The sequence below is a fragment of the Plantactinospora sonchi genome (assembly GCF_036422035.1).
Lineage (GTDB): Bacteria > Actinomycetota > Actinomycetes > Mycobacteriales > Micromonosporaceae > Plantactinospora > Plantactinospora sonchi.
Window position 1 is genome coordinate 522,518 of the sequence record NZ_JAZGQK010000003.1, and the last position, 19,386, is coordinate 541,903.

Below are 19,386 nucleotides of genomic sequence, written 5' to 3' on the forward strand. Positions count from 1 at the left end.
GTTCGATCGCTGTGAGTAGGCTTACCGACTCGTGGCGCGCCTCAACGGGCCAATATCTCGCTAGCGAGGTGCGCTAGGGTACCCGTCATGCGCCTTCCCGTCAGGATCTTGAGTCATCGACCGTATAGGCCCAAGGCAGGCGGGAAGCCAGTCGTCGCTGGGCGGGTGGCAGCATAAATGGCCAGCGCTCTGTTGACTGAACTCTACCCTGTTTCGCCGACGAACTTGCCAGCGGGCTGGGAGCTCAGGCCACTGGGTGAACTGATAACTGATGCGCGCAGCGGCTTCTCATCCGGTTCGCACAATAGCGATGGGGTTGGCATCCCGCACTTGCGTCCGATGAATATTGACCGCGATGGCAGTGTAAACCTTAACCAAATCAAGTACGTCTCGGCGGATGCATCTACTCTCCGGCTCCAGCCAGGCGACATCGTCTTTAACAACACAAACAGTCGCGAGCACGTCGGCAAGAGTGCCGTCTTCGACTTGGTTGACGCCGAGTGGGGCTTCTCTAACCACATAACTCGCCTTCGCTTGCACCAAGGGCTTCTACCCCAGTTCGTAGCCTGTCAGCTCCTCTATCTATGGGAGTGTGGATACTTCCGCTTTCATGCGAAGCAGCACGTGAATCAAGCGAGCATCTCGACAAGTACGCTGACCAGCCGAGTCCCGCTGCTGGTTGCTCCGCTGTCCGAGCAGCAGGACTTGGTTGACCGTATAGAACGGAACCGGTCCATACTTGACTCCATCACTACGGCGGTGGGCGGTGCGCGATCCCGACTCGGTCGTTTCGAAGACCAGACCATCCTTGATGCTATCGCTGGTCGCCTCGTGCCGACAGAGGCTGAGTTGGCAACGGCGAGGTCGGGCACGTATGTTTCAGGCAGCGAGCTACTCAAAAAGATAAACGATAGAGTAGCCGCCCAAGCGGGTGAGCTCTTCAATGCAAAGCCGCGGCGTTCATATAAGCGAAGCATCATCGATGTATCCACATCAAATGCTAGTGGTCTTCCCGATGGGTGGGTCCAGGCGCGGGTGGACGAGGTCGGCCTTGTGACATTAGGCAAGAAGCGGGAACCCAGCTCTCATTCGGGCCCATATATGAGACCCTATCTGCGCGTGGCCAACGTCTACGAGGATCGCATCGATGTCAGCGACGTGCTTGAGATGAACTTCCCGCCGCAGGACTACAAGACGTACCGGCTGGAGTATGGCGACATACTCTTGAACGAGGGCCAAAGTCCGGAGCTGGTTGGTAGGCCGGCCATGTATCGGGGGGAGCTGCCGGGCGGGTGCTTCCAGATGACGCTGCTTCGGTTCCGTGCGCACCCAGGGGTGAGTGCGACGTTCGCTCTCTTGGTTTTTCGTGCCTACTTGCGCACCGGTCGGTTTCGAGAAGCCGCCCGATGGAGTACAAACATCGCACACCTTAGTACGCAACGGTTTGCGGCCTTGCCGTTTCCTCTCCCGCCACTGGAGGAACAAGAGCGAATCGTTGAAGAAGCGACGCGGAGGCTTCGTGCTGCGGAGAACCTTTCGCAGGTGCTTTCGGCGATCGGCGATCGAGTGCTATTGGCCAGGCAAGCTTCCCTTAAGGCCGTCTTTCCTGGGGCAGTTGTTTATGGTGTCGTTCCCGCCATAGTCGAGGAAGCTGGCCAAAGTGAGTCTTCTCCCACAGGACGGAGCACGGCTCGACGATCACGTGCGGGTGGCCGAAGTGCGACAAGAGTCGACCTTCTGAAGGCGCTATCCGATGCCGAAACTGCGCTTAGGCCAGAGGAGCTATTCGACGCCTCCGGATATTCGGAGGAACTTATTGATGAGTTCTATTCGGACCTGCGCAGACATATCTATTCGGGCAGCGTAAGGGAGGTTCGCGACGCTCATGGCGAGCCATTCCTAAATTTGGCGGAGCGGCAATGAGGCTTGAGAGTCTGTATATCCGGTCTTGGAAGAATCTGCAAGATTTTGAAATCCACTTCTCGGATGTTCAGACTACCGTGCTGGTGGGACAGAATGGAACAGGGAAGTCAAATGTACTGGAAGCCCTGATCATAATTTTCCGGGATCTAGACCTTGGAGCGCCTCCGCTCTTTGCGTTCAAACTTGCCTACCGATGCAAGGGCAAGTCAATCCGCGTGGATTGCGATCCGGCACGTCGGGGCCGCACTGCCCTTATTGAGGTCGACGGTGAACGGTGGCGTGCTGATCGATTCTCCCGTAAGGGAGGCGGGGAGTACCTTCCTGGTTTTGTTTTTGGCTACTATTCAGGCCCGAGCAATCGAATGGAACGGCACTTCGAAAGCCATCAGATCCGTTTCGCAAGCGATCTCCGTGAAGGAGCAGACAGGCCTCTCCGCCCATTGCTATACGCGCGCCTTGTTCACAGCCAGTTCGTTCTGCTGTCCTTCTTCGCTCGCGAATCCGGTGACCGTGAAGTTCTCACACGCTTCCTGCGAATTGTGGACCTTGATTCGGTATTGTTCGTCCTAAAAAGGCCGTCATGGTTCAACCCGAACAGAGGCGCAGACCCTACGAACCCAGGGGACCCCCGGATCTGGGGTGCACGCGGCGTGGTGCGTGACTTCGCCTCTCGCCTGTACCGTATTGCATTAGCGCCTATGCGGGGACGCCGGGGCTCTGAGCGCCTCTACCTGTATCTGAAAGACAAGAAGGACTTGCTTGCCCTTGCTGACGGCTACGATAACCAGGCCGAATTCTTCAAGGCACTTGAGAGCTTGTATATATCTGATCTAATCGAGGATGTTCGAACCCGGGTCACCATAAGTGGCAGCGATGATGCTCTTACGTTTCGCGAGTTAAGCGAGGGCGAGCAGCAGCTCCTGACGGTATTAGGTCTGCTTAGGTTTGTAGAGGGTCAGGAGGGGCTCATTCTGCTTGATGAGCCCGACACGCATCTGAACCCGTCCTGGAGCTTGGACTACACCTATCTCCTGAAGACACACGTGTCTGATCCAGATTCAGCCAATATCGTGATGGCCACGCACGACCCGCTGGTTGTGTCGGCACTTACCCGCGATGAAGTCCGCGTAATGAGACGAGGCGAAGCGGACAGGATCCATGCAGCGGTTCCTGAAGAAGATCCTAAGGGCATGGGTGTGGCCGGCCTTCTGACGAGCGAGCTCTACGGGCTGAGATCGCAACTCGATCGAGAGACACTCAACGCGCTGGATCGCAAGCGCGACCTAGCATCGCTCGACACGTTGACGCCAGAGCAACGCGCCGAGTTGTCGTCACTCAATGAGTATCTGGCTAACCTTGACTTTTCGAGGACCACCCGCGATCCGCTCTACAAGCCCTATGTCTCGGCTATGACCGTACTGGAAAATCACCTTGCCTTGCGGAAGGCTACTTTAACGCCGGGGGAGATCGACCGGCGGCAAGAGTTAGCCAACGAAGTGGTCCGATTGCTGCTTGAAAGGCTGGAGGCGGAGCCGTGATCTTCATCGATCTAGTCAGGCTTGAGCAGCGGGTGGAGTTGTCATGGAAGGAAAAAGCTGCGGCGGCGCTTCTTGACGTCCGTGCTGCAACGACAAGCGACGATCGCAAGAAGGTTTTGACCAAGCACGCAAGTCTCTGGGCGGAAGTAAAGCATCATTTGGCGGGGGCGAGCACAGGCAAGTGCTGGTACTGCGAAACTCGGGACGTGCGGTCCGATGCTGCAGTTGATCACTTTCGTCCGAAGAGTAAGGTCGAGGAAAGCCCGGAACACGAAGGTTATTGGTGGCTTGCCTTCGATTTCCGCAATTATCGTTATTGCTGCACTTTCTGTAACTCAACCCGTGTGGACCGTGTGGGCGGCAGTAGAGGCGGTAAGCAAACGCACTTCCCCCTTCTAAACCCAGAGGACCGTGTCTTCGAGGAGGGTGATATTGCGGTCGAACGCCCGATGTTGTTGGACCCGATACGAGCTACGGACCCGGCCCTTCTGTACTTCCGGGAAGATGGCGTTCCTGAGCCAAGGTACGGGGGCGAAAAAGGATTACGAGCGAGCAAGTCTATTGAAATTTACCACCTTAATCACACGGAACTCGTAGAAGCGCGTCTTGAAACGCTGAATCGGGTCCGGGAGTTGATTTCTCTTGGTAGAAGATACTATGATAGCTGGCTCCTCGACGGATCGGACGAGCCTGCTTTTGAATCCGTCATCGCCCAACTCAAGAAGCTCTGTGCCCCAGGGGCCGAGTATTCCGCAGCGGTCAGGGACTTGGTAAAAGGTTATCGAGATTCTGAGCATACGTGGATCGACCAAGTTTTCTGATAGAAAGAACGAGTAGATGAGTAGCGCCCGAGACATCGTTCAGAAGCTTTGGAGCTATTGCAGTATTCTGCGGGATGACGGCCTGTCCTACCCTGACTACGTCGAGCAGTTAACGTACTTGCTCTTCCTCAAGATGGCACACGAAACTGCCACGACTCAGAGCGGCGTTAATATTGTACCGAACGGTATGGACTGGCCGAGCCTTGTGGAACGCCGGGGGGATGATCTCCACCGACACTACGGTGAAATCCTGAAAACTCTAGGCGCCTCTGATGGGATGCTGGGCTTAATCTTCCGCGACTCTCGGAATAAGATTAAGGACCCACATAAGCTGCGGCTGCTCGTTGCGGATCTTATCGATGCTAGGCATTGGAGTGCGCTCGATATAGATGTGAAGGGTGATGCTTACGAGGGCCTGCTCGAAAAAAACGCCCAAGACACCAAAAGTGGCGCCGGTCAGTACTTCACGCCGCGACCCGTTGTAGACGCTATTGTTGAGTGCATTGACCCGAAGCCGGGGGAAAAAATCCTTGACCCTGCATGCGGAACCGGGGGCTTCTTAATTTCGGCCGCTCGTCATCTCAGGATGCGCAATCCGGACATGACGCCGACGGAGGAAGAGCACCTACGTCTGCACGCTATTCGGGGAGGGGAGCTGGTAGGTGAGGTTACGCGGCTTGCTGCCATGAACCTCCTTCTCCACGGCATAGGTCCGAACGCTGGCACAGCCGAGCCGCCGGTGGCAACACAAGACAGCCTTGCAGTCCCGCCGAAGGAACTGTACGACGTCATCATCACGAACCCGCCTTTCGGGAAGCGCTCGAGCGTAACTCTTGTGACGAAGGCTAAGGAAGGTGACGATGAGCGCCGTCGTGTGCTGCGCGATGACCTATGGGTCTCGACTTCGAACAAGGAGCTGAATTTCCTCCAGCATGTTGCGGTGAGCTTGTCGCAGGGTGGGCGGGCCGCAGTTGTTGTTCCTGACGGCGTTCTCTCGGGTCCTGGAGCGGGTTCTGCAATCAGAAGGCGGCTACTCGAAACATTCGACGTCCATACGCTTCTGCGGCTGCCTGCTGGCATTTTCTATGCGGCAGGAGTGAACGCGAATGTTCTCTTTTTTGATCGCAAGTCGCCTGGTCAAGGCTCGGAGCGAGGACGCTTGTGGGTATACGATTTGCGCACAGATAAGCGATTCACGCTAGTAGGTCGTCGCCTGAGCTCCGCTGACTTGACAGAGTTCACGAGACTTTATGAGCCGGCGGATCGTGCGAAGCGGGAGGACTCAAGGGCGGAGGATCCGGTAGGCGGTAGGTGGCGAAGCTTTAGCGTCGATGACATACTCAAGCGGGAAGATTGCAGCCTGGATCTGTTTTGGCTTCCGTCGCAAGGCAACGCTATGGCGACTCAGAACTTTGACGAGATTGTAGGCGATCTTGTGGCTGATTTGCAGTTTGCGTTGGCCGAGGCTGCGAAGCTCATGCCAGGGGACGAGAGGCGCAGGGAAGAGCGGTGATGCTGCGACGGCCCTTGTCCTGTCTATGGCTGCCGACCGGCGCCCCGCAGGAGGCGGTGATCCGTCGGCTGTCGGCTTCCGTTGACGGCAGCGGTCACCGCGTAGTGAGTAGAGCCGGATGGAGCGAGATCCGCACATGCGGTTCGGGAGGCAGGCGGCAAAAGCAGACGGGCGGGGTGCTCTGCGGGTGCTCGGGACGCGTTGGACGGGCATGGCCGTCGAGGGCCTGTGCTGTATGCGTGTGGGCGTGGGAGTCAGGCCGAACTGGTGACTCTGTGCGGACCGGGTGTGTCGGAGTTGCTGGTCCAGGTGAGCTTCCTGGGGTGGCATGCGCAAAGTCCGCTGGTCGAGAGAGCACGTGGGTCACCAAGACTCGCCTGCCGCTCGGCGGCTGCCTTGGCCGATCGGGCAAACCGGCCAGGGGTGTTTCCTCATACCGCTGCCGCTTGGGCGATGTCCTTCGGGCAGATGGAGCGCAGAGGGCAGGTGCCGCAGGCGGGCGTGCCTGGTCCGCACCAGCGTCGTCCGATCAGCCAGGCGGGGTAGTCCAGCTCTCCGGGCCGCTCTGGGTGTAGCCATCGCGCGACCTCCACCATGTGGTCGAGGTCGTCGCGCTCGGCGAGTCGTGTACGGAGGAATACCCGCCGAACATGTACGTCGTAGGCGATGTCCGTCCCGGACAGCTCCCGGATTGGCACTGCCAGGTCGCGGGCCAGGATCTCTACTGCCATCGCTGACTTCTTCTGCGCGATGCCGGGGAACCTCCGCAGCCGGGTGGCCAGATCGGTCGCGCGGGGTTCGTCCGCCCAGATCCGGCCGGCGTCGCCGCCATATTCGTTCACGACGATGATGGCGGCGGCGACCAGCCATCCGGGCATGTTGTTGATGAACCGATGCAGTGCCGTCGGCTGGGCGACGGCAGCACGTACCTGCTCTGGTTCGGACGCCATTCGTGCTGGGTCGAGGTGTCCGAGGCGCTGATGCAAGTCGTACGGTGCCTTCCAGGCCCGCTCGGCGGGTATGCCTTGGTCGAAGATGACAGCCAGCAGGAACGCGAACGGGTCGGTCAGGATCAGCGTGTTGGCTTCGGGGTGCGGTGTGAATCGGGGTGGGGTGCCGGCCCGTTCGGCCTGATGTTCCCGCCCGTACTTCAGCAGGGCAGTGACGATGGCACGCGCATCTGGTCGGACGGGAACGGGTGTGCCGGTGGGTGCGAGCGGCCGGATGGTCTCCTGGGGCTGCTTGATGAGGGCTACGGGTTGTTCTGGCGCTGGTGGTTGGGGCTGCCGGTCGTACCAGGCGAGCTGTTCGCCGAGCGGTAGCCCGGCCAGCGGTCGGCGAACCGCCGCTCCGGCCTGGGTGAGCAGTGGCACGATTGCTTGCGCGTATTCGTCGCCGGCGTGGATTTCGACCACGCGGTCGCGCACCTGGCTCTCTGCGCGCATCAGCTTGGCCGCGACCCATTGGCCCCATACGCGCCGGTAGTCCTTGCTCTGCTCGGCGAACGCGGTGTCGTACGGTGCGAGCACCGTCTCGGGCAGCACCAAGCCGTCCTCGGCGCTCAGGATGTAGTAGCGGCGGGCGTGCCGTTCGGCGTAGGCGCGGCGGCGGATGAACAGCGGCGAGACGTACAGGTCGCGGGCCGGCGCAGGGTGGTCGAGTTTCGTCTTGACGCAGCCGACCAGCGCGATGTCGGCCCGGATCTCGCCAGGCTCGGTCGGCCTTGATTGTCCGCTTGGGGGCTGCGCCGGGATCGCCGGCTGGGCTGTGGAGGAGGGCGATCGGCTGGTGTCGGCGAGCGTGTACCGGCCGCGCCCGACCCGGATGAGCGGCGTCCCGCACGGGCTCGACGGGCCACCGGTGGTATCCCGGGTCATTCCCTGGATGACCGGGCCGAGCGACTGTACGCGCTGCGTCGGGTCGAGCCGTTGGACCTCGTCGATCAGCTCCGCTCGGCTGAAGTCGAACTTGTGTTTCGTGAGCTGGCGTGCTGCGGTGAGGATGAGCTGCCAGGCCGGCTGGTCCGTCACTGTCGCTTCCATTCAGGGGCCGGTCGCAGGTCCAGGATGTCGGGTACGCCCGCCGCGCCGGTCTCTCGTCCTCGGAGCAGGTTCAGCAGGTCCTCCTGCCTGGGCTGGCCGAACGCCAGCCGGTACATCACCAGGTCCGACTTGAGCCGGTCGAGTTTCGCCTGGTCGCGGCTGAGTGGGTACGGCAGGACGTGCCGTTCGATCTTCGCTGGCCCGGGGAACACCCAGTACGGCGCGAAGTCGCCAAGCTCTCCAGAGACCGCTCGTGCCGCGTCGTACAGGGCCTTCCACACGTCCGGCTCGCGGGAGCGCAAGGCCTCAGCGCGGTGTGCGGCGGCGACGTTGCGGCGTACGGCGTGCCCGCCGAACCGGTGCACTCGGCCCTCACGCTGCTCGAAGTCGACGGGGTTGGCGGGGGTGTTCCAGTGCACGACGGCTGAGCACCACTGGTGGAAGTCGATGCCTTCCTGGCCGGCGCTGGTGGTGGCGACAACGAACGGCCAGAACGGGCTGTTGAAGGCTCGACGGACGGCCTCCTTGCGGTTGACCTGGGATTGTTCCTCGCCGCGGCCGCCGTAGCGCAGCGCGAACCGGCCGGGCAGTTTGATCCGCTCGTCGGGGTGGTGCGGGTTGAAGGCTTCGTACGTCGACGGTCGACTGGCGATCGCCTGCCGCGCCTCGTCGGCGAGCCGGCAGAGTTCCTCGTCGTCGAGGCGGGTGTCGGCAGCACCGCTGCGCAGGGTGTGCAGGTGCTCGTCGAGGACGGCCTGCAGACCGCCGGCGGCGCAGTACCGCAGCACCGCCCGCCAGTAGACCGAGCCCATCGACAGGCCGTCGAGCAGCTGCGCGGATTCCGGCCGGTTGAAAAGAGACCGCAGCCCGTTCGCCAGGACCGCCGCGGCGCGCCAGTGCCCTGCGGGTGTGACCGCATCGCCGGGGTGGATCAGCCGGGACAGTGCCCGCCAAGCAATGTTGCCCGGCCCATGCAGGCCGATCTCCGCGACGCTGCCGAGCAGACCGTCGAGATGGTCCGTTGCCGGGTAGCGGGCATCGCTGGCCAGCTCGCGGACTCGCGCCACGTGCCGGTCCAGGCCGGTGGCCGTTCCGTCCTCTTCGGCCGAGGTGCCCAGGGCGGCAGCGGCGTCGTCTAGGCCGGGGTCGGCGCCGGGCCACCGGAAGACCAGCTCCCACGGCTCGGCCGGGCTCGCTTCGATGGCCTCCGCATCGCCCGAAGCGCGAGCAAGCAGCCGTTCCCGCACCTCGCGTTCGAACACGTCGAGCGGTGCGGTCTCGTCGGGCCGTCGGCGGGCCAGGGCCAGCGGATCGCACAGCGCGGCCAAAGCGGGATGGGGCCAGAACAGCGCCAAGACGCTCATCGCCGCCGGTCGGCCGTGTTCCAGTCGGTAGTCGAGATGCCGGTGCCCTTCCCCGGCGGCGCCGAGCCGGCGTTCGGCTTCGTAGCTGAGTAGCCCTGCCACCGCGGTGGGTGTGGCGTTCCAGGACGAGAACAGCAGCCGCTTGGTGATGCCGTCCCGCGCTGCGGTGGTGAACGGCTCGCCGAGCGCGTGGTAGGGCATGGATGGGGGCAGCCACAGCAGTCGCCACCAGCCCTGGTCGACGGTGTCGGCGGCGAGCTGCCGGAGCCGGGCGTTGCCGAGATCGACCAGTTCCCGTCGGTTGATCGCCTCGGCATCGAGCAGCTGGGTGGAGGCCAACAGCGCGGACACCTCGGGGTGCGGCTGGCCGTCGAGCGCGGCGCGAACCTTGTCACCGAGCTGGTAGCCGTCGAGGAAGTTGAGGAAGTACGGGGCGGACTTCCAATACTCGACCGTCATCGGAGCGCCGACGACACCGGCAATCTTGCGCATCGCCACGTAGCTGCGGACATCACGCACGTCGAGGTCATCGGCCACGGTGAGGTGCTCCCGCAGCATGCCATCCTGCATCAGCGCGGGCCGTTCCGTACGACACATGACCCGCAGCAGCAGGCCGCGCAGCCAGTCGCGCAGGTCACCGCAGGGCTCGCCGCGCACCAGCGCGTCCCGGTACGCCTCGAACGCCTTCGTCACGTCGGCGTGCCACGACTCGTCGTCGCTGAGGAACCTCAGCACCTGCCGGAAGTCGCGGTAGTGGTCCTCGCCGGCGGTGGCCTCCTCGGCGAAGGTGAACGGCTTGTACGGGGTGGCCGACAGCAGCAGCACCCGGGCGGCCCGGTAGTCGAACAGGTGTCGGGCGAGGTCGGCGCCCTCGCCGCCGTGGGGGTCTAGCAGCTCCCGAAACCGTTGGAACTCGTCGAGGATGATCAGGTCGGGTTCGAGAACCTCGACGCCGGCGGTCGCGAGCGTGGTCCGGAGAGCACCGGTGAGCGTGCGTGCCGTTTCCCGTAGTGCGTCCGGTAGGGCGGGGCGGCGGCCGATGCCGTCGAGCAGCGCGTCGAATTCGTGGAGCAGGCCACGTCGGCGGGCGCGGCGGAGGAACTCGCGGGTGATGGTGTGATCGAGCTTTCCGTCGAGCTGCGCCCATAGCCGGTTGCACTGTTCCTCGAACCGGCCGGGGCTTGCGACGCCGGCCTGCAGGGCGCGTAGCGCGGCCCGGGTCCGCCAACCGTTCCATGAGCTCGCCTGTTCGAGGATCAGGAACAGCAGCGCCCGTTCCTCGGCCGTACCTGTGCGCCACCCCTGGTCGAACGAGGTGCCCGGGGTGAACGCCACCAGGTTGATCGGCTTGCCCCCGGTGGTGGGTGCGGCGTTGAGCTGGTCGGCGTGCTTGGCGAGCAGGGTGAGCCGGCTGGAAAGCGTGACGGTTTCGTCGGGGGTGACCCGGAGCCGGGCGATGTTCTGCCGGGCGACATCTTGGTTGGAGCAGACGTAGACGACGTCGACCCGGTCCACGCTGTCGTCGTCCTGCAACCGCTGCAAGGTCTCAGCGATGACGCCTCGGGCGACGACGCTCTTGCCGAGCCCGGTCTCGTCGGCGACCAGGAACCGGCGAGTCGGATCGGTGCCGAAAAACCGGTCGATCACGTGCGCGACGGTGGCGCGTTGGAAGTCTTTTAAGCCGGCCATGACCGGCCCGGCGTCGTACCAGTTCACGCGCGCACCGTCCCCGTGATCGTCTCGCGTGCCGCCGTGATGACCCGCCACAGATCGGAAAAGCCCGCAGGCAGCAGTCGTTTGCTGTCACCTCTGGCTTCGATTCGGGCCACCAACCGGGCCAGGTCGTCGAGCTGGTCCGGCCGGTCGACGAGGGCGTTGAGCAGCAGCTCGAGGATCCCGGTCCCGCCGGCGCGCCAGGCACCCGACCCGCCGGTGTCGCCGCCTGCGGCGGCGGCAGCCTCGGTGCCCAGGCCGAGGATCAGCAGCAGAAATCGCAGGAACTTCTCCGGGGTGTCGATCTGCTGGGCGAGGACGTGGTCGAGCCGGTGCGCGGGGTCGCCGATCAGGGTGGCGAGGACGACGGTCTGCTCTCGGCCGGTGGTGTCCTCGGCGGTGATGACGATGAACGGGGTGATGTCGGCCAGCGCAAGTCCGGTGAACACGGCAGCCACCGGCTGCCCCGCCACGAGCGGCACCGCCTCACCGCGACGGGTGTGCACCTGCGCGGTGATCCGCACCCCCGGCAGATCGGGCAGGGCGTCCTGTGAGGTGAGCTCGATGCCGTAGCTGTCGGCTTCGGTGGTGACGGTGGCCGTCAGTGGGATGGCCGCGATGTCGCGGATCAGGTCCCGCAGCATGGTCGTTTCCGGCTCCGACTCGGTGGCATCGTGGCGGTCGTAGGGTTCGAGGATTCCGCGGAGACCTGCTTCCGGGCCGAGGACGGCGTTGATGCCCCACTGGGCGCGGCTGCCGGCCAGTTCCACCAACAGTTCGACGTTTCCGCCGAACGCCGCGTCGGTGGCGTTCGCGGAGCCGAGCAGGACCCGTGCCTGGTGGCCCTTCTCCACCACGTACACCTTCGCGTGCAGCCCGTGCAGCACCTCCTGGCCCGACGGCGTCCCCTCGGCGGGCAGACCGGCCAGGGCGCTGACCACGAACGCCTCCAACCCCGCCACCGTCTCCTCAGGTAGGCAGTCGAGGGTCTCCTGCCGGCTCACCAGGGCCAGCTGCCCGCTCGGTGCGCACCGGTCCAGCCCGCCCGGCGTGCAGAACGGCGAGATGACGAGGTGACGCGTGCCCTCGAAACGTGGCAGGCGAACACCGGGCACGCCCAGCGCGTGGAAACTCATCTCCCGGGCTCTGTCGGGGAGTTCCCACTGGGCCCGGCGCAGGTCCTCGTTTAGCGCCTCGATCGCCGCCTGCCGGTCCGGCGGTAGTGGCGCGACCGCCAGCCGCACCGCATGCCGCAGGAGATCAGACAGCGGCCGGTTGTCCGCCTTCGGCCGTGGGCCGATAACACCGTCCAGACGCAGGCACACATCCCAGCTGCGATCCTTGGTCAGGTTCCGGCTGAGCACCAGCAGCCGCAGGGACGTCTCGCCGGTTGTCTCGTCGTGGAAGCGCAGCGCCCACACCTTCGGGTGGAACAGGTGCCCGGGCTTGGGCCGGCGTACCTGGTGCACCATGGGCTCGACGAACGCCAGCAGCGCGGACTTCGTCGGGGGCACGGCGATCTGCCCCGCTTGGCAGAACACGTCAATGCGGTCGGCGCAGTACCGTACGCCCTCCATCACCGTGATCGGGTCCGTCGACTCCCGCATACCGTGGGCGGCGAAGGCCAACGGGGCGACCAGCAGGCTCTCCAGGTCCAGGGTGAACGTCAACGCCACGGCTCGGGACAGTCGCGCGCCCGCTGGTGGGCGCAGCGCGTCAAGCAGCAGGGCGCGGGAGTCAGGCGCGAGCACCAGCAGCCTCCGGCAGGTCGGCGGCGCAGCCGTCGTGGATGTCGGCGAGGATCCGGCGTACCTGCGGCCACCGGAACACCAGTTGCCGGCTGCCCGACGCGCCACTCCACGTGCGGAGCAGCTTGTCGTTGACCAGCCGCGACTGGCCCTTCTTCACCGACCGTTCCCGCTCGGCCACGAGAGCCCGCAGGCCTGGGTCGATGGCCGCATCACCGGCTGCTCCGCTGGTCACCGCGTCGAGCCACCGCTCGATGAACCGGTGCGCCGCCGCGTTCGTGGCGATTCGCGGGTTCTGCTGGATCAACCGGCTCCACATCCCCGACCGCTCCCAGCCCTTGAGGCCGGGCAAGGCCGACACTCGATCACTCCACTTCCGCAGGGCGTCGCGGTACACGTCCGTCGGGTTCTCGTGCTCGGTCAGACCAGCTTGTTCGTACCGCTCGGCCACGAGCAGGTTGTACAGCAACGCTGCGCCATGCATCGCCAGCGAGAAGCGCTGCGCGTCCCGGACCAGCGAACCGACCGGCTCCGGCGCGGCGAGCGCCGCCGGCTCCCACGGCACTTGGCCGTCGGTAACCGGCCGATGCTCGGGTTGGAGCAGGTACGCCAACAGTGTGGCCGGCGCTGCGGCAAGAAGCCTCTCCCGCAGCCAGCGGGCCTCCTGCGGATACAGCGTCAGTCCGCCGTCGACCTCATTCGGGAAGTTCGCCGGTGCTCCTGGCATCGTCGGCTGCCAGGCACCGCTCGACTGGTCGGCCAGTTCATCGGCCTCGGACGAACCGGAAGTCACCCGTCGGCCCGGGGTGTCGTCGTCACCCGTGCGGATGCCGTACCGCAGCAGCGCCGCCGCGTAGATGGCCGATGGCAGGGTTCGCACACCGACGCCGGCCCGCCGGCCGATCACACCCTCGGTGTCGTCCCCGCGTAGCAGCGCAGCGATCACTTTCCGCTCGTTGCCGTCGACCTGCGCGGCGAGGCGCTCACCGCGCAGGCCACGCCGCTGTGCCTCCTGATAACACCACGGCACGATCAGCAGGTACCGCGCCCGGGTCTGCAGCACCGAGGTCCCGGGAAACAGCAGGTCACTGAACGCGTCGCGGACCTGGCCGACGCCCAACTCGTCCCGGCTCTCCGCGTCGCTGAACAGTTTGAGCAGCTCACGCATCCGGTTCTGGTCGTCGCGGGAACTGTCCAGCCAGCTCAATCCCGAGGCCATCAATACCCTCCGCTCATCGTTCTGCACCACCGAGGAGGTCGCTGAGCGGACCGGTGGGCAGAGCGATCCAGCCCTCGACACGTGCGACCGCCCGCTGCTCGTCACTCGGCTGGACTGCCTTGCCGATCGCTGCGGCGCGCGCGTTCAAGGCCGCGATCACCGAGTCGAACGCGTCGTGGCTGCGCTGGCACAGCCCCTCGAACGCTCCCAGCTCCAGCCAGGGCGCGGCCTCGCGAAGCGCAGTAACCAGATCGACATGCTGCACGTGCTGACCCCGGCCCTTGTAACCGCGATGTGCCAATCCCCAGCGGTACAGGGCCGCCGCCGGGTAGACCTCCACGATCCTGCCGCCGCCGCAACGGTCGACGTCGTATCCGGCGGCAGCGAGCATCGCCAGTAATCCGACGCAACGGAAGGCGGCGTGAGCGATGCGGTCCGCAGCCACACTGAGCGGGATGATTTTCGTCTTCTCGCGGACCACCTCGTCCGTTAGCCGGTAAGCCAGGCGACGTCGCCACTGGGCGGCGTCACCATTGGCAACGGTGACGTGGCCGATGCGGTGGGCCTGCACGAGCGCGACAAAAAGCTCCGGCCAGCCGAGCGGGCAGTCCAGCCCGACCTTGTCAGCGTGCTCGCTGGCCTCGACGATGCGGGCGTCGCCGACGTCGAGGACCAGGTCTCGCACTATGGCGCGGTCTGGCAGCCATTCGACCGTGGCCATCGCCGTACGCTTGTCCGCCGCTGCAAGGTCGACGCCGAGGGTCAGCACCGCACCACTCTAGGTGTCGTTAGCTCGGCAAGGCATAGCTCGACCGACGGTCGTTAGCTGACGTTCAGCTGTATCCGGGATCCGAAGTGCTGAGCCATGGCCGGGTGCGGTTCGGCGGCTTCGTCCACAGCGCGACGTTCCGCAGCACACCGATACATGTTCGTCCACTGGGCCGAGCGGCCGATCGCTGTGCATCCGGTGCGCTTCTCGCGTTCAGGCGGCTGGCCTTCGACGTGGCCGATCCGTTATGGCGGCGGCCAGGGCGGCGCCGGTTGCAGCCAGATCGATGGGCGTGCCGGCGAGCTGATTGAGCAGCTCATCGATGCGATACCGCAGTAGCCGCTGATATCGAACCGCGTAGACGGCGACATGAGTGACGCGGTGACCATCGTGACGAGCGAGCAGCGCGTACGTCAGGATCTGACGGATCAGCTCGTCGAGGTAGCGGTCTTCGTCGAGTCGGCCGCTCTTCACTTCCAGCACGGTGGTACCAAGGAGGAAGTCGGCGTGGCGGCGTCCGTCGAGCAGGGACAGCTGCGCGGTCGTCGACCCGTAGGAGCGAAAAGCGCTGTGGAAGCCACTGGAATAGCTGGCCCAGACGGTACGGAACACACGCCTCGTGTGATAAGTCTCGTCGACACGACCGTTGAGGAGACGCGGGTACTGCTTAAGGAGATGCTGCGCGACATCTACGGAGTCTGAGCAATGACGATCAAGATCGTTGAGCAGATTGCGGACGTGGGCGAGCCGACTGGCGACGGTGAAGACACGCGCTGGGTGCGGCGCTGAGCCGATACGGCCCCAGGCGTCATATGCCGTGGCAGCGGTGTTGGTCGGCCCGTAGCCGGCCATGTCGAGCAGTCGGGCCGCAAGGTCGTGGTCGAGGCAGTGGAGCAGGCGAAGGTACGGGCTCTGATCGCACAAGGCCAGACCGATCGCGAGTTCCACAACGTGGCCGAAGAACGACTTGTTCGGTGGGTCGATCAGCAGAACTGGACAGCGGCGGAGATCAGCCGCGATGTCGGCGCGCAGGACATGCTGGTACGGAAACGCCTCGGCCAGCAACGCGCCGACGGGATCCTGCGAGACGCCATCGGATCGAACGATCATGGCGGTACTCCTCTCACGGTGGGAACGACGCTGACCACGGGTACGGCAGCGTGGGGCCCCACTGGTAGGGAACGCGCGGGACAGGCGGTCCGCTCGGATAGGCGAAACGTCTTCAGCAGCCAGATGGGTAGAGCCGCAAGCGGGTTGTAGCCCTCGGCGTTCACGCCGCGATGTGGGCTTCGCGAGAGGAAGCGGCAAGCAAGGGGAGACGGATAGACCGGCGTCCCGACTCCTGCACCGTACGACGGACGCGAGCGACGCACAAGTCCTCTATGCCCACTGCTTCGAGCAAAAAATGCGCGGAGGTGGACAATTCCGGCGGATCCGGGAATGGCCGGTCAAACTATTCTGCGGAGTGCTTCCGCTCGGCGCCGGGATCTAGCGGGCGCGTGGAGCCTCTATCATCGATTCCATGGGTTTCGACGAGAGAACGTTTCATGAAGGGCGTGTTCCGGAAGTGCGGCATGATAAGTTCCTCCGCAACTTCCGACTCTTCGCCGAGGCGTTCCCGGCGGCCGCCCTGCACCGGAGGGCGCTTCAACTACTTGGGTCCGACATCGTGGACGTCCGGCGTTGGGACGGTGCGGGGGACCGGGGAGCATGGACCGCTCTCGTCCGGTTCGGTCAGGTGATGGAGGGTGCGCTCGGCCTGCATCGCGAGGTCATGGCATTCTACTCACCGGACAAGGAATTCCAGGTTCGAGACTTTCAGAAACTAAAGTCATTCCGCGAGCGGCAGCCGCGGGATCCGAGCCAGGGTCTGTATCTTGTCTATGCCAGCGATCCGCTGCTGCCCGCGAAACTGCGCGATTGGACCGTACGAGAACCAATCAACGCGGTCGCCTTGCCGCGCGGCGACGCGGGCTCGTCCAACGTCTCGGCACGCCGCCCGGAGTACGAGGCCGCACAGGTGCTGCTGCGCGACCTGACCAACAGTATCGCCAGCCAGAACCTGTATGAGGAGACTTTGCCGGTCACCGGCCGCGACTTCTTTGGTCGGCGTGATCTGCTGCATGAGGTGACCTCGCAACTGCGCAACGGCAAGGTCTGCGGCATCTTCGGGCTGCGCAAGACGGGGAAGACCTCGCTGGTCAAGGAACTCGGTCGGCAGTTGGTGATGGCCTCTCCCGCGCAGCGGATCTTCGTGCTGCGCGACTTGGAGGACCTGCCAACCGACCCCGGCGAGCACGGAACCGCGCTGCACATGGACCTGACAGCTAGCCTGCTGCCGAAGCTCCGCAACCTAAAGCTGCGCACGCACGAGCTCTCCCACCTGACCGAGGCGTCCGGCGTCAGCGAGTTCCGGCGCGCCATGCAGGCGACGCTGGGCCATCCGAGCTCGCGGGACATCCAGATGGTGGTCGCCTTGGACGAGATCGAGTCTCTGCTCGGGAAGGATCCACGCCACTCGCTGGACCGCCCGCACGTGCCGGAATTCCTCGGCGTCATGCGCAGCCTGGTGCAGGAGAACCCGAACTTCAACGTGGTCATCTCCGGCCTTACCAGCTCCGTCCTTGAGGCCGGCGTGCTCTACGGACGGGAAAATCCTCTGTTCGCGTGGGCCAAGCCCTACTACATGCCACCGCTCGATCGAGCGGCAGCCAACGATCTGGTGCGGGACGTGGGCATGCGGATGGCGGTGAGGTGGAGCGTCGATGCGCTAGACAAGGTGTTCAATTTATCGGGCGGACACGTCTTCCTGCACCGGTCACTATGCGCCCGGATCGCCGACGATCTGCCGCGCGACCTCAGCTCCCGGGAGGTGACTCTGCAACGCGTGGTCGCCGTCCAGCGGTCCTGGCGGCGGGGTGTCGCAGAGCAGCTGCAGGAGATGTTGTCCAGCCTCGACCGGTTTTATCCAGACGCCGCCGACGTTCTGCGGTTGCTCTCCGGGACCGAGATCGACGCGGCTGAGGTCGACAGCGCTTATCCGTCACAGATCGAACACCTGCTCAAGCTCGGTCTCATCGACGAAACGGCGGGCGGCTACGAGCTAACCGCCTTTAGCCGCATGGCGTTGCGGAAGTGAGCGGACACGGAGGGTGGTACACCGGCGTCGCCGAGGCCATGACCGGGCGGATGTCGGTATACCTCCAAGCGGGGGCGCTGTCCCGATCTACGCGCTTTGAGGACGACCTCCGCGGTGCACTCGAGAATCAGGGATTTGCGGTGCACCGGGTCGAGTGGGAAAGTGCGGCACAGCGCGGCTGGGATCATGCCTTTCCGCCCCTGGCCGATCTGGGGCAGGGTAGCGTGGTGCTCCTCTGGCACCCGGAGACGGTCGCCCACCGCCGAGACTTCGAGGACGTCCTGCGGCAGAGCCGTCCGAAGGGCCAGGAGGCGATCGCTGCCGGGACACGGCTCATGGTTGTGTCGGCACGGCCAAAACTATCCTTCCCGGAACCCGATGGTTCCTCGATAATCGCGGACTGTAGCCGGCTCCGGCCGATCTCACTCGACGCCGACCTTCTGCGGTCAATGTGCCCGGACCTCAAGCCCGCGGCGGCAGAGCGGATTTTGCGGTTCGCCGGCGGCACGGTGGCGCTCGCCGAGTACTACCTGGAGCTTGAGTTCGCCGAGCTTTCCGGCAACGAGAAGCTCCGCCGGGCAGGGCAGTTCCTGCGCGCGGTCCTGTTGCGGGCGGTTGACGAGCTGGGCGTGGGCACGCTCGCGCTGCTCGATCACCTAGTCCTCGAGAGCGACATGCTGGACCTGCCTGCGGACAACCTGGCCGACCATCAGATCGCCGCGCTCGAGTCGGCCCGCCTGCTGCGGGTGAACGATCTCGACGGCACCGTTCACCTCTTTGCCGAGCCGTGGCGGGCTGAGGTCAAGGAGTGTCTCGCGTCAGCGCTGCGGTCTGTCGTCTCTCCTCCGGCGGACTGGGAGGTGCTGGCCCGGAAGATGTTCACGTTCGAGCGGACGGTTCGCAGGATGGTAATGGAGGTGCTGCGCGAGGTCCACGGCGACGCTTGGCGCGAAGCGCTGGGCGACCGAGGGGCGAAGGCCTTCGGTCTGGCCCGCAATGACACGCATGTATCGGCGTCGTCGCTCAACGAGATGTACACCCCACTGGACTGGTTCCTGCTGGAGGACCTGCTCGACCTCGCCGCCGAACTCGCCATGGCGCACGGCACGGTCCGGGGCGTACGGGCCGGCGAATGGGCCCGGTTGAAGGTCCAGATGGTGCCGATCCGTAACCGGGTCGCGCATATGCGGCTACCGCTGGAAACCGACGCCGCAGCGGTACGATCAGCGCTACTGAATCTCGATGCCCGGATGCGGTCCTTCGAGCGCGCAACCGCCTGACGGAAGCGTGCTACAACGATTGGCGGTCGGTGACCACCCGACCGCGAGTGTAAGAGCCGTGAACGTGTGACCGGTAGGTTGCCTCGGGTGCCACAACCGCTCACCGCCGTGGGGCACGCACCAAGGAGCGTCTTCAGTTACGGGAACGCGGGGTCGATTATGTGGCCTGCCGCAACTTTATCCATCTGCGCGCGGAGGTGCGGTCGTATGAAGTTATGCCGCCGTTCCCGACTTGACGAAGGTCTTGCGACCGCAGCGACGAGAACGGCCTCACCACCTGGATCGACCGAGCACCTGAAGGTCATCGCTGTGCCTCG

At 64.5% G+C, this 19,386-nt stretch carries 12 protein-coding genes; 6 read left to right on the forward strand and 6 right to left on the reverse strand.

Annotated elements, in window-relative coordinates:
- Window positions 1–177 precede the first annotated feature (177 nt).
- Genes V1633_RS05765 through V1633_RS05780 form a run of 4 tightly spaced genes read left to right on the forward strand, consistent with a single transcriptional unit; the run spans window position 178 to window position 5,795 of the window.
- On the forward strand, window positions 178–1,923 hold the full coding sequence (locus V1633_RS05765; protein WP_331213101.1) for a restriction endonuclease subunit S: 1,746 nt from the start codon (window positions 178–180) through the stop codon (window positions 1,921–1,923).
- Entirely contained in the window at window positions 1,920–3,461 is a 1,542-nt protein-coding gene (locus V1633_RS05770) for an AAA family ATPase (RefSeq protein ID WP_331213102.1), read from the forward strand. The genes V1633_RS05765 and V1633_RS05770 overlap by 4 nt, the downstream gene beginning before the upstream one ends.
- Window positions 3,458–4,282 (forward strand): HNH endonuclease family protein, encoded by an 825-nt coding sequence (locus V1633_RS05775; protein ID WP_331213103.1) that lies wholly within the window; start codon window positions 3,458–3,460, stop codon window positions 4,280–4,282. Before V1633_RS05770 ends, V1633_RS05775 begins: the two co-directional genes overlap by 4 nt.
- A gap of 16 nt (window positions 4,283–4,298) precedes the next feature.
- Complete coding sequence (locus V1633_RS05780) at window positions 4,299–5,795, forward strand: class I SAM-dependent DNA methyltransferase (RefSeq protein ID WP_331213104.1); 1,497 nt, start codon at window positions 4,299–4,301, stop codon at window positions 5,793–5,795.
- A 431-nt stretch (window positions 5,796–6,226) separates the two neighbouring features.
- Here V1633_RS05780 and V1633_RS05785 read toward each other — a convergent pair whose 3' ends face one another.
- The 6 genes from V1633_RS05785 to V1633_RS05810 all read right to left on the reverse strand — a co-directional run bounded on the left by V1633_RS05785 (window position 6,227) and on the right by V1633_RS05810 (window position 15,760).
- Window positions 6,227–7,825, reverse strand: coding sequence for a DUF6884 domain-containing protein (locus V1633_RS05785; protein WP_331213105.1), 1,599 nt, complete (start codon window positions 7,823–7,825; stop codon window positions 6,227–6,229).
- Window positions 7,822–10,917 carry a C-terminal helicase domain-containing protein gene (locus V1633_RS05790; RefSeq protein ID WP_331213106.1) on the reverse strand — a complete coding sequence of 1,032 codons (3,096 nt, stop codon included), beginning with the start codon at window positions 10,915–10,917 and terminating at the stop codon, window positions 7,822–7,824. The genes V1633_RS05785 and V1633_RS05790 overlap by 4 nt, the downstream gene beginning before the upstream one ends.
- Window positions 10,914–12,665, reverse strand: a complete 1,752-nt coding sequence (locus V1633_RS05795) for a phospholipase D family protein (RefSeq protein ID WP_331213107.1) — start codon at window positions 12,663–12,665, stop codon at window positions 10,914–10,916. Before V1633_RS05795 ends, V1633_RS05790 begins: the two co-directional genes overlap by 4 nt.
- On the reverse strand, window positions 12,652–13,881 hold the full coding sequence (locus tag V1633_RS05800) for a DUF6361 family protein (RefSeq protein ID WP_331213108.1): 1,230 nt from the start codon (window positions 13,879–13,881) through the stop codon (window positions 12,652–12,654). The genes V1633_RS05795 and V1633_RS05800 overlap by 14 nt, the downstream gene beginning before the upstream one ends.
- A 13-nt stretch (window positions 13,882–13,894) precedes the next feature.
- The gene (locus V1633_RS05805) at window positions 13,895–14,650 is read right to left on the reverse strand and encodes a DUF429 domain-containing protein (RefSeq protein ID WP_331213109.1); all 756 of its coding nucleotides are present in this window, start codon (window positions 14,648–14,650) and stop codon (window positions 13,895–13,897) included.
- A 213-nt stretch (window positions 14,651–14,863) separates the two neighbouring features.
- Window positions 14,864–15,760, reverse strand: coding sequence for a hypothetical protein (locus V1633_RS05810; protein WP_331213110.1), 897 nt, complete (start codon window positions 15,758–15,760; stop codon window positions 14,864–14,866).
- A gap of 412 nt (window positions 15,761–16,172) precedes the next feature.
- Between V1633_RS05810 and V1633_RS05815 the strand changes: the two genes are divergently transcribed.
- On the forward strand, window positions 16,173–17,789 hold the full coding sequence (locus tag V1633_RS05815; RefSeq protein WP_331213111.1) for an ATP-binding protein: 1,617 nt from the start codon (window positions 16,173–16,175) through the stop codon (window positions 17,787–17,789).
- A 140-nt stretch (window positions 17,790–17,929) separates the two neighbouring features.
- Window positions 17,930–19,069 (forward strand): hypothetical protein, encoded by a 1,140-nt coding sequence (locus tag V1633_RS05820; protein ID WP_331213112.1) that lies wholly within the window; start codon window positions 17,930–17,932, stop codon window positions 19,067–19,069.
- Window positions 19,070–19,386 lie beyond the last annotated feature (317 nt).

Bases quoted from the DNA above. Each gene is read 5' to 3' on its own strand.
- V1633_RS05800 (WP_331213108.1), bottom strand. From the start codon at position 13,881: ATGGCCTCGGGATTGAGCTGGCTGGACAGTTCCCGCGACGACCAGAAC.
- V1633_RS05815 (WP_331213111.1), top strand. From the start codon at position 16,173: ATGGGTTTCGACGAGAGAACGTTTCATGAAGGGCGTGTTCCGGAAGTG.
- V1633_RS05780 (WP_331213104.1), top strand. From the start codon at position 4,299: ATGAGTAGCGCCCGAGACATCGTTCAGAAGCTTTGGAGCTATTGCAGT.
- V1633_RS05765 (WP_331213101.1), top strand. From the start codon at position 178: ATGGCCAGCGCTCTGTTGACTGAACTCTACCCTGTTTCGCCGACGAAC.
- V1633_RS05770 (WP_331213102.1), top strand. From the start codon at position 1,920: ATGAGGCTTGAGAGTCTGTATATCCGGTCTTGGAAGAATCTGCAAGAT.
- V1633_RS05810 (WP_331213110.1), bottom strand. From the start codon at position 15,760: ATGATCGTTCGATCCGATGGCGTCTCGCAGGATCCCGTCGGCGCGTTG.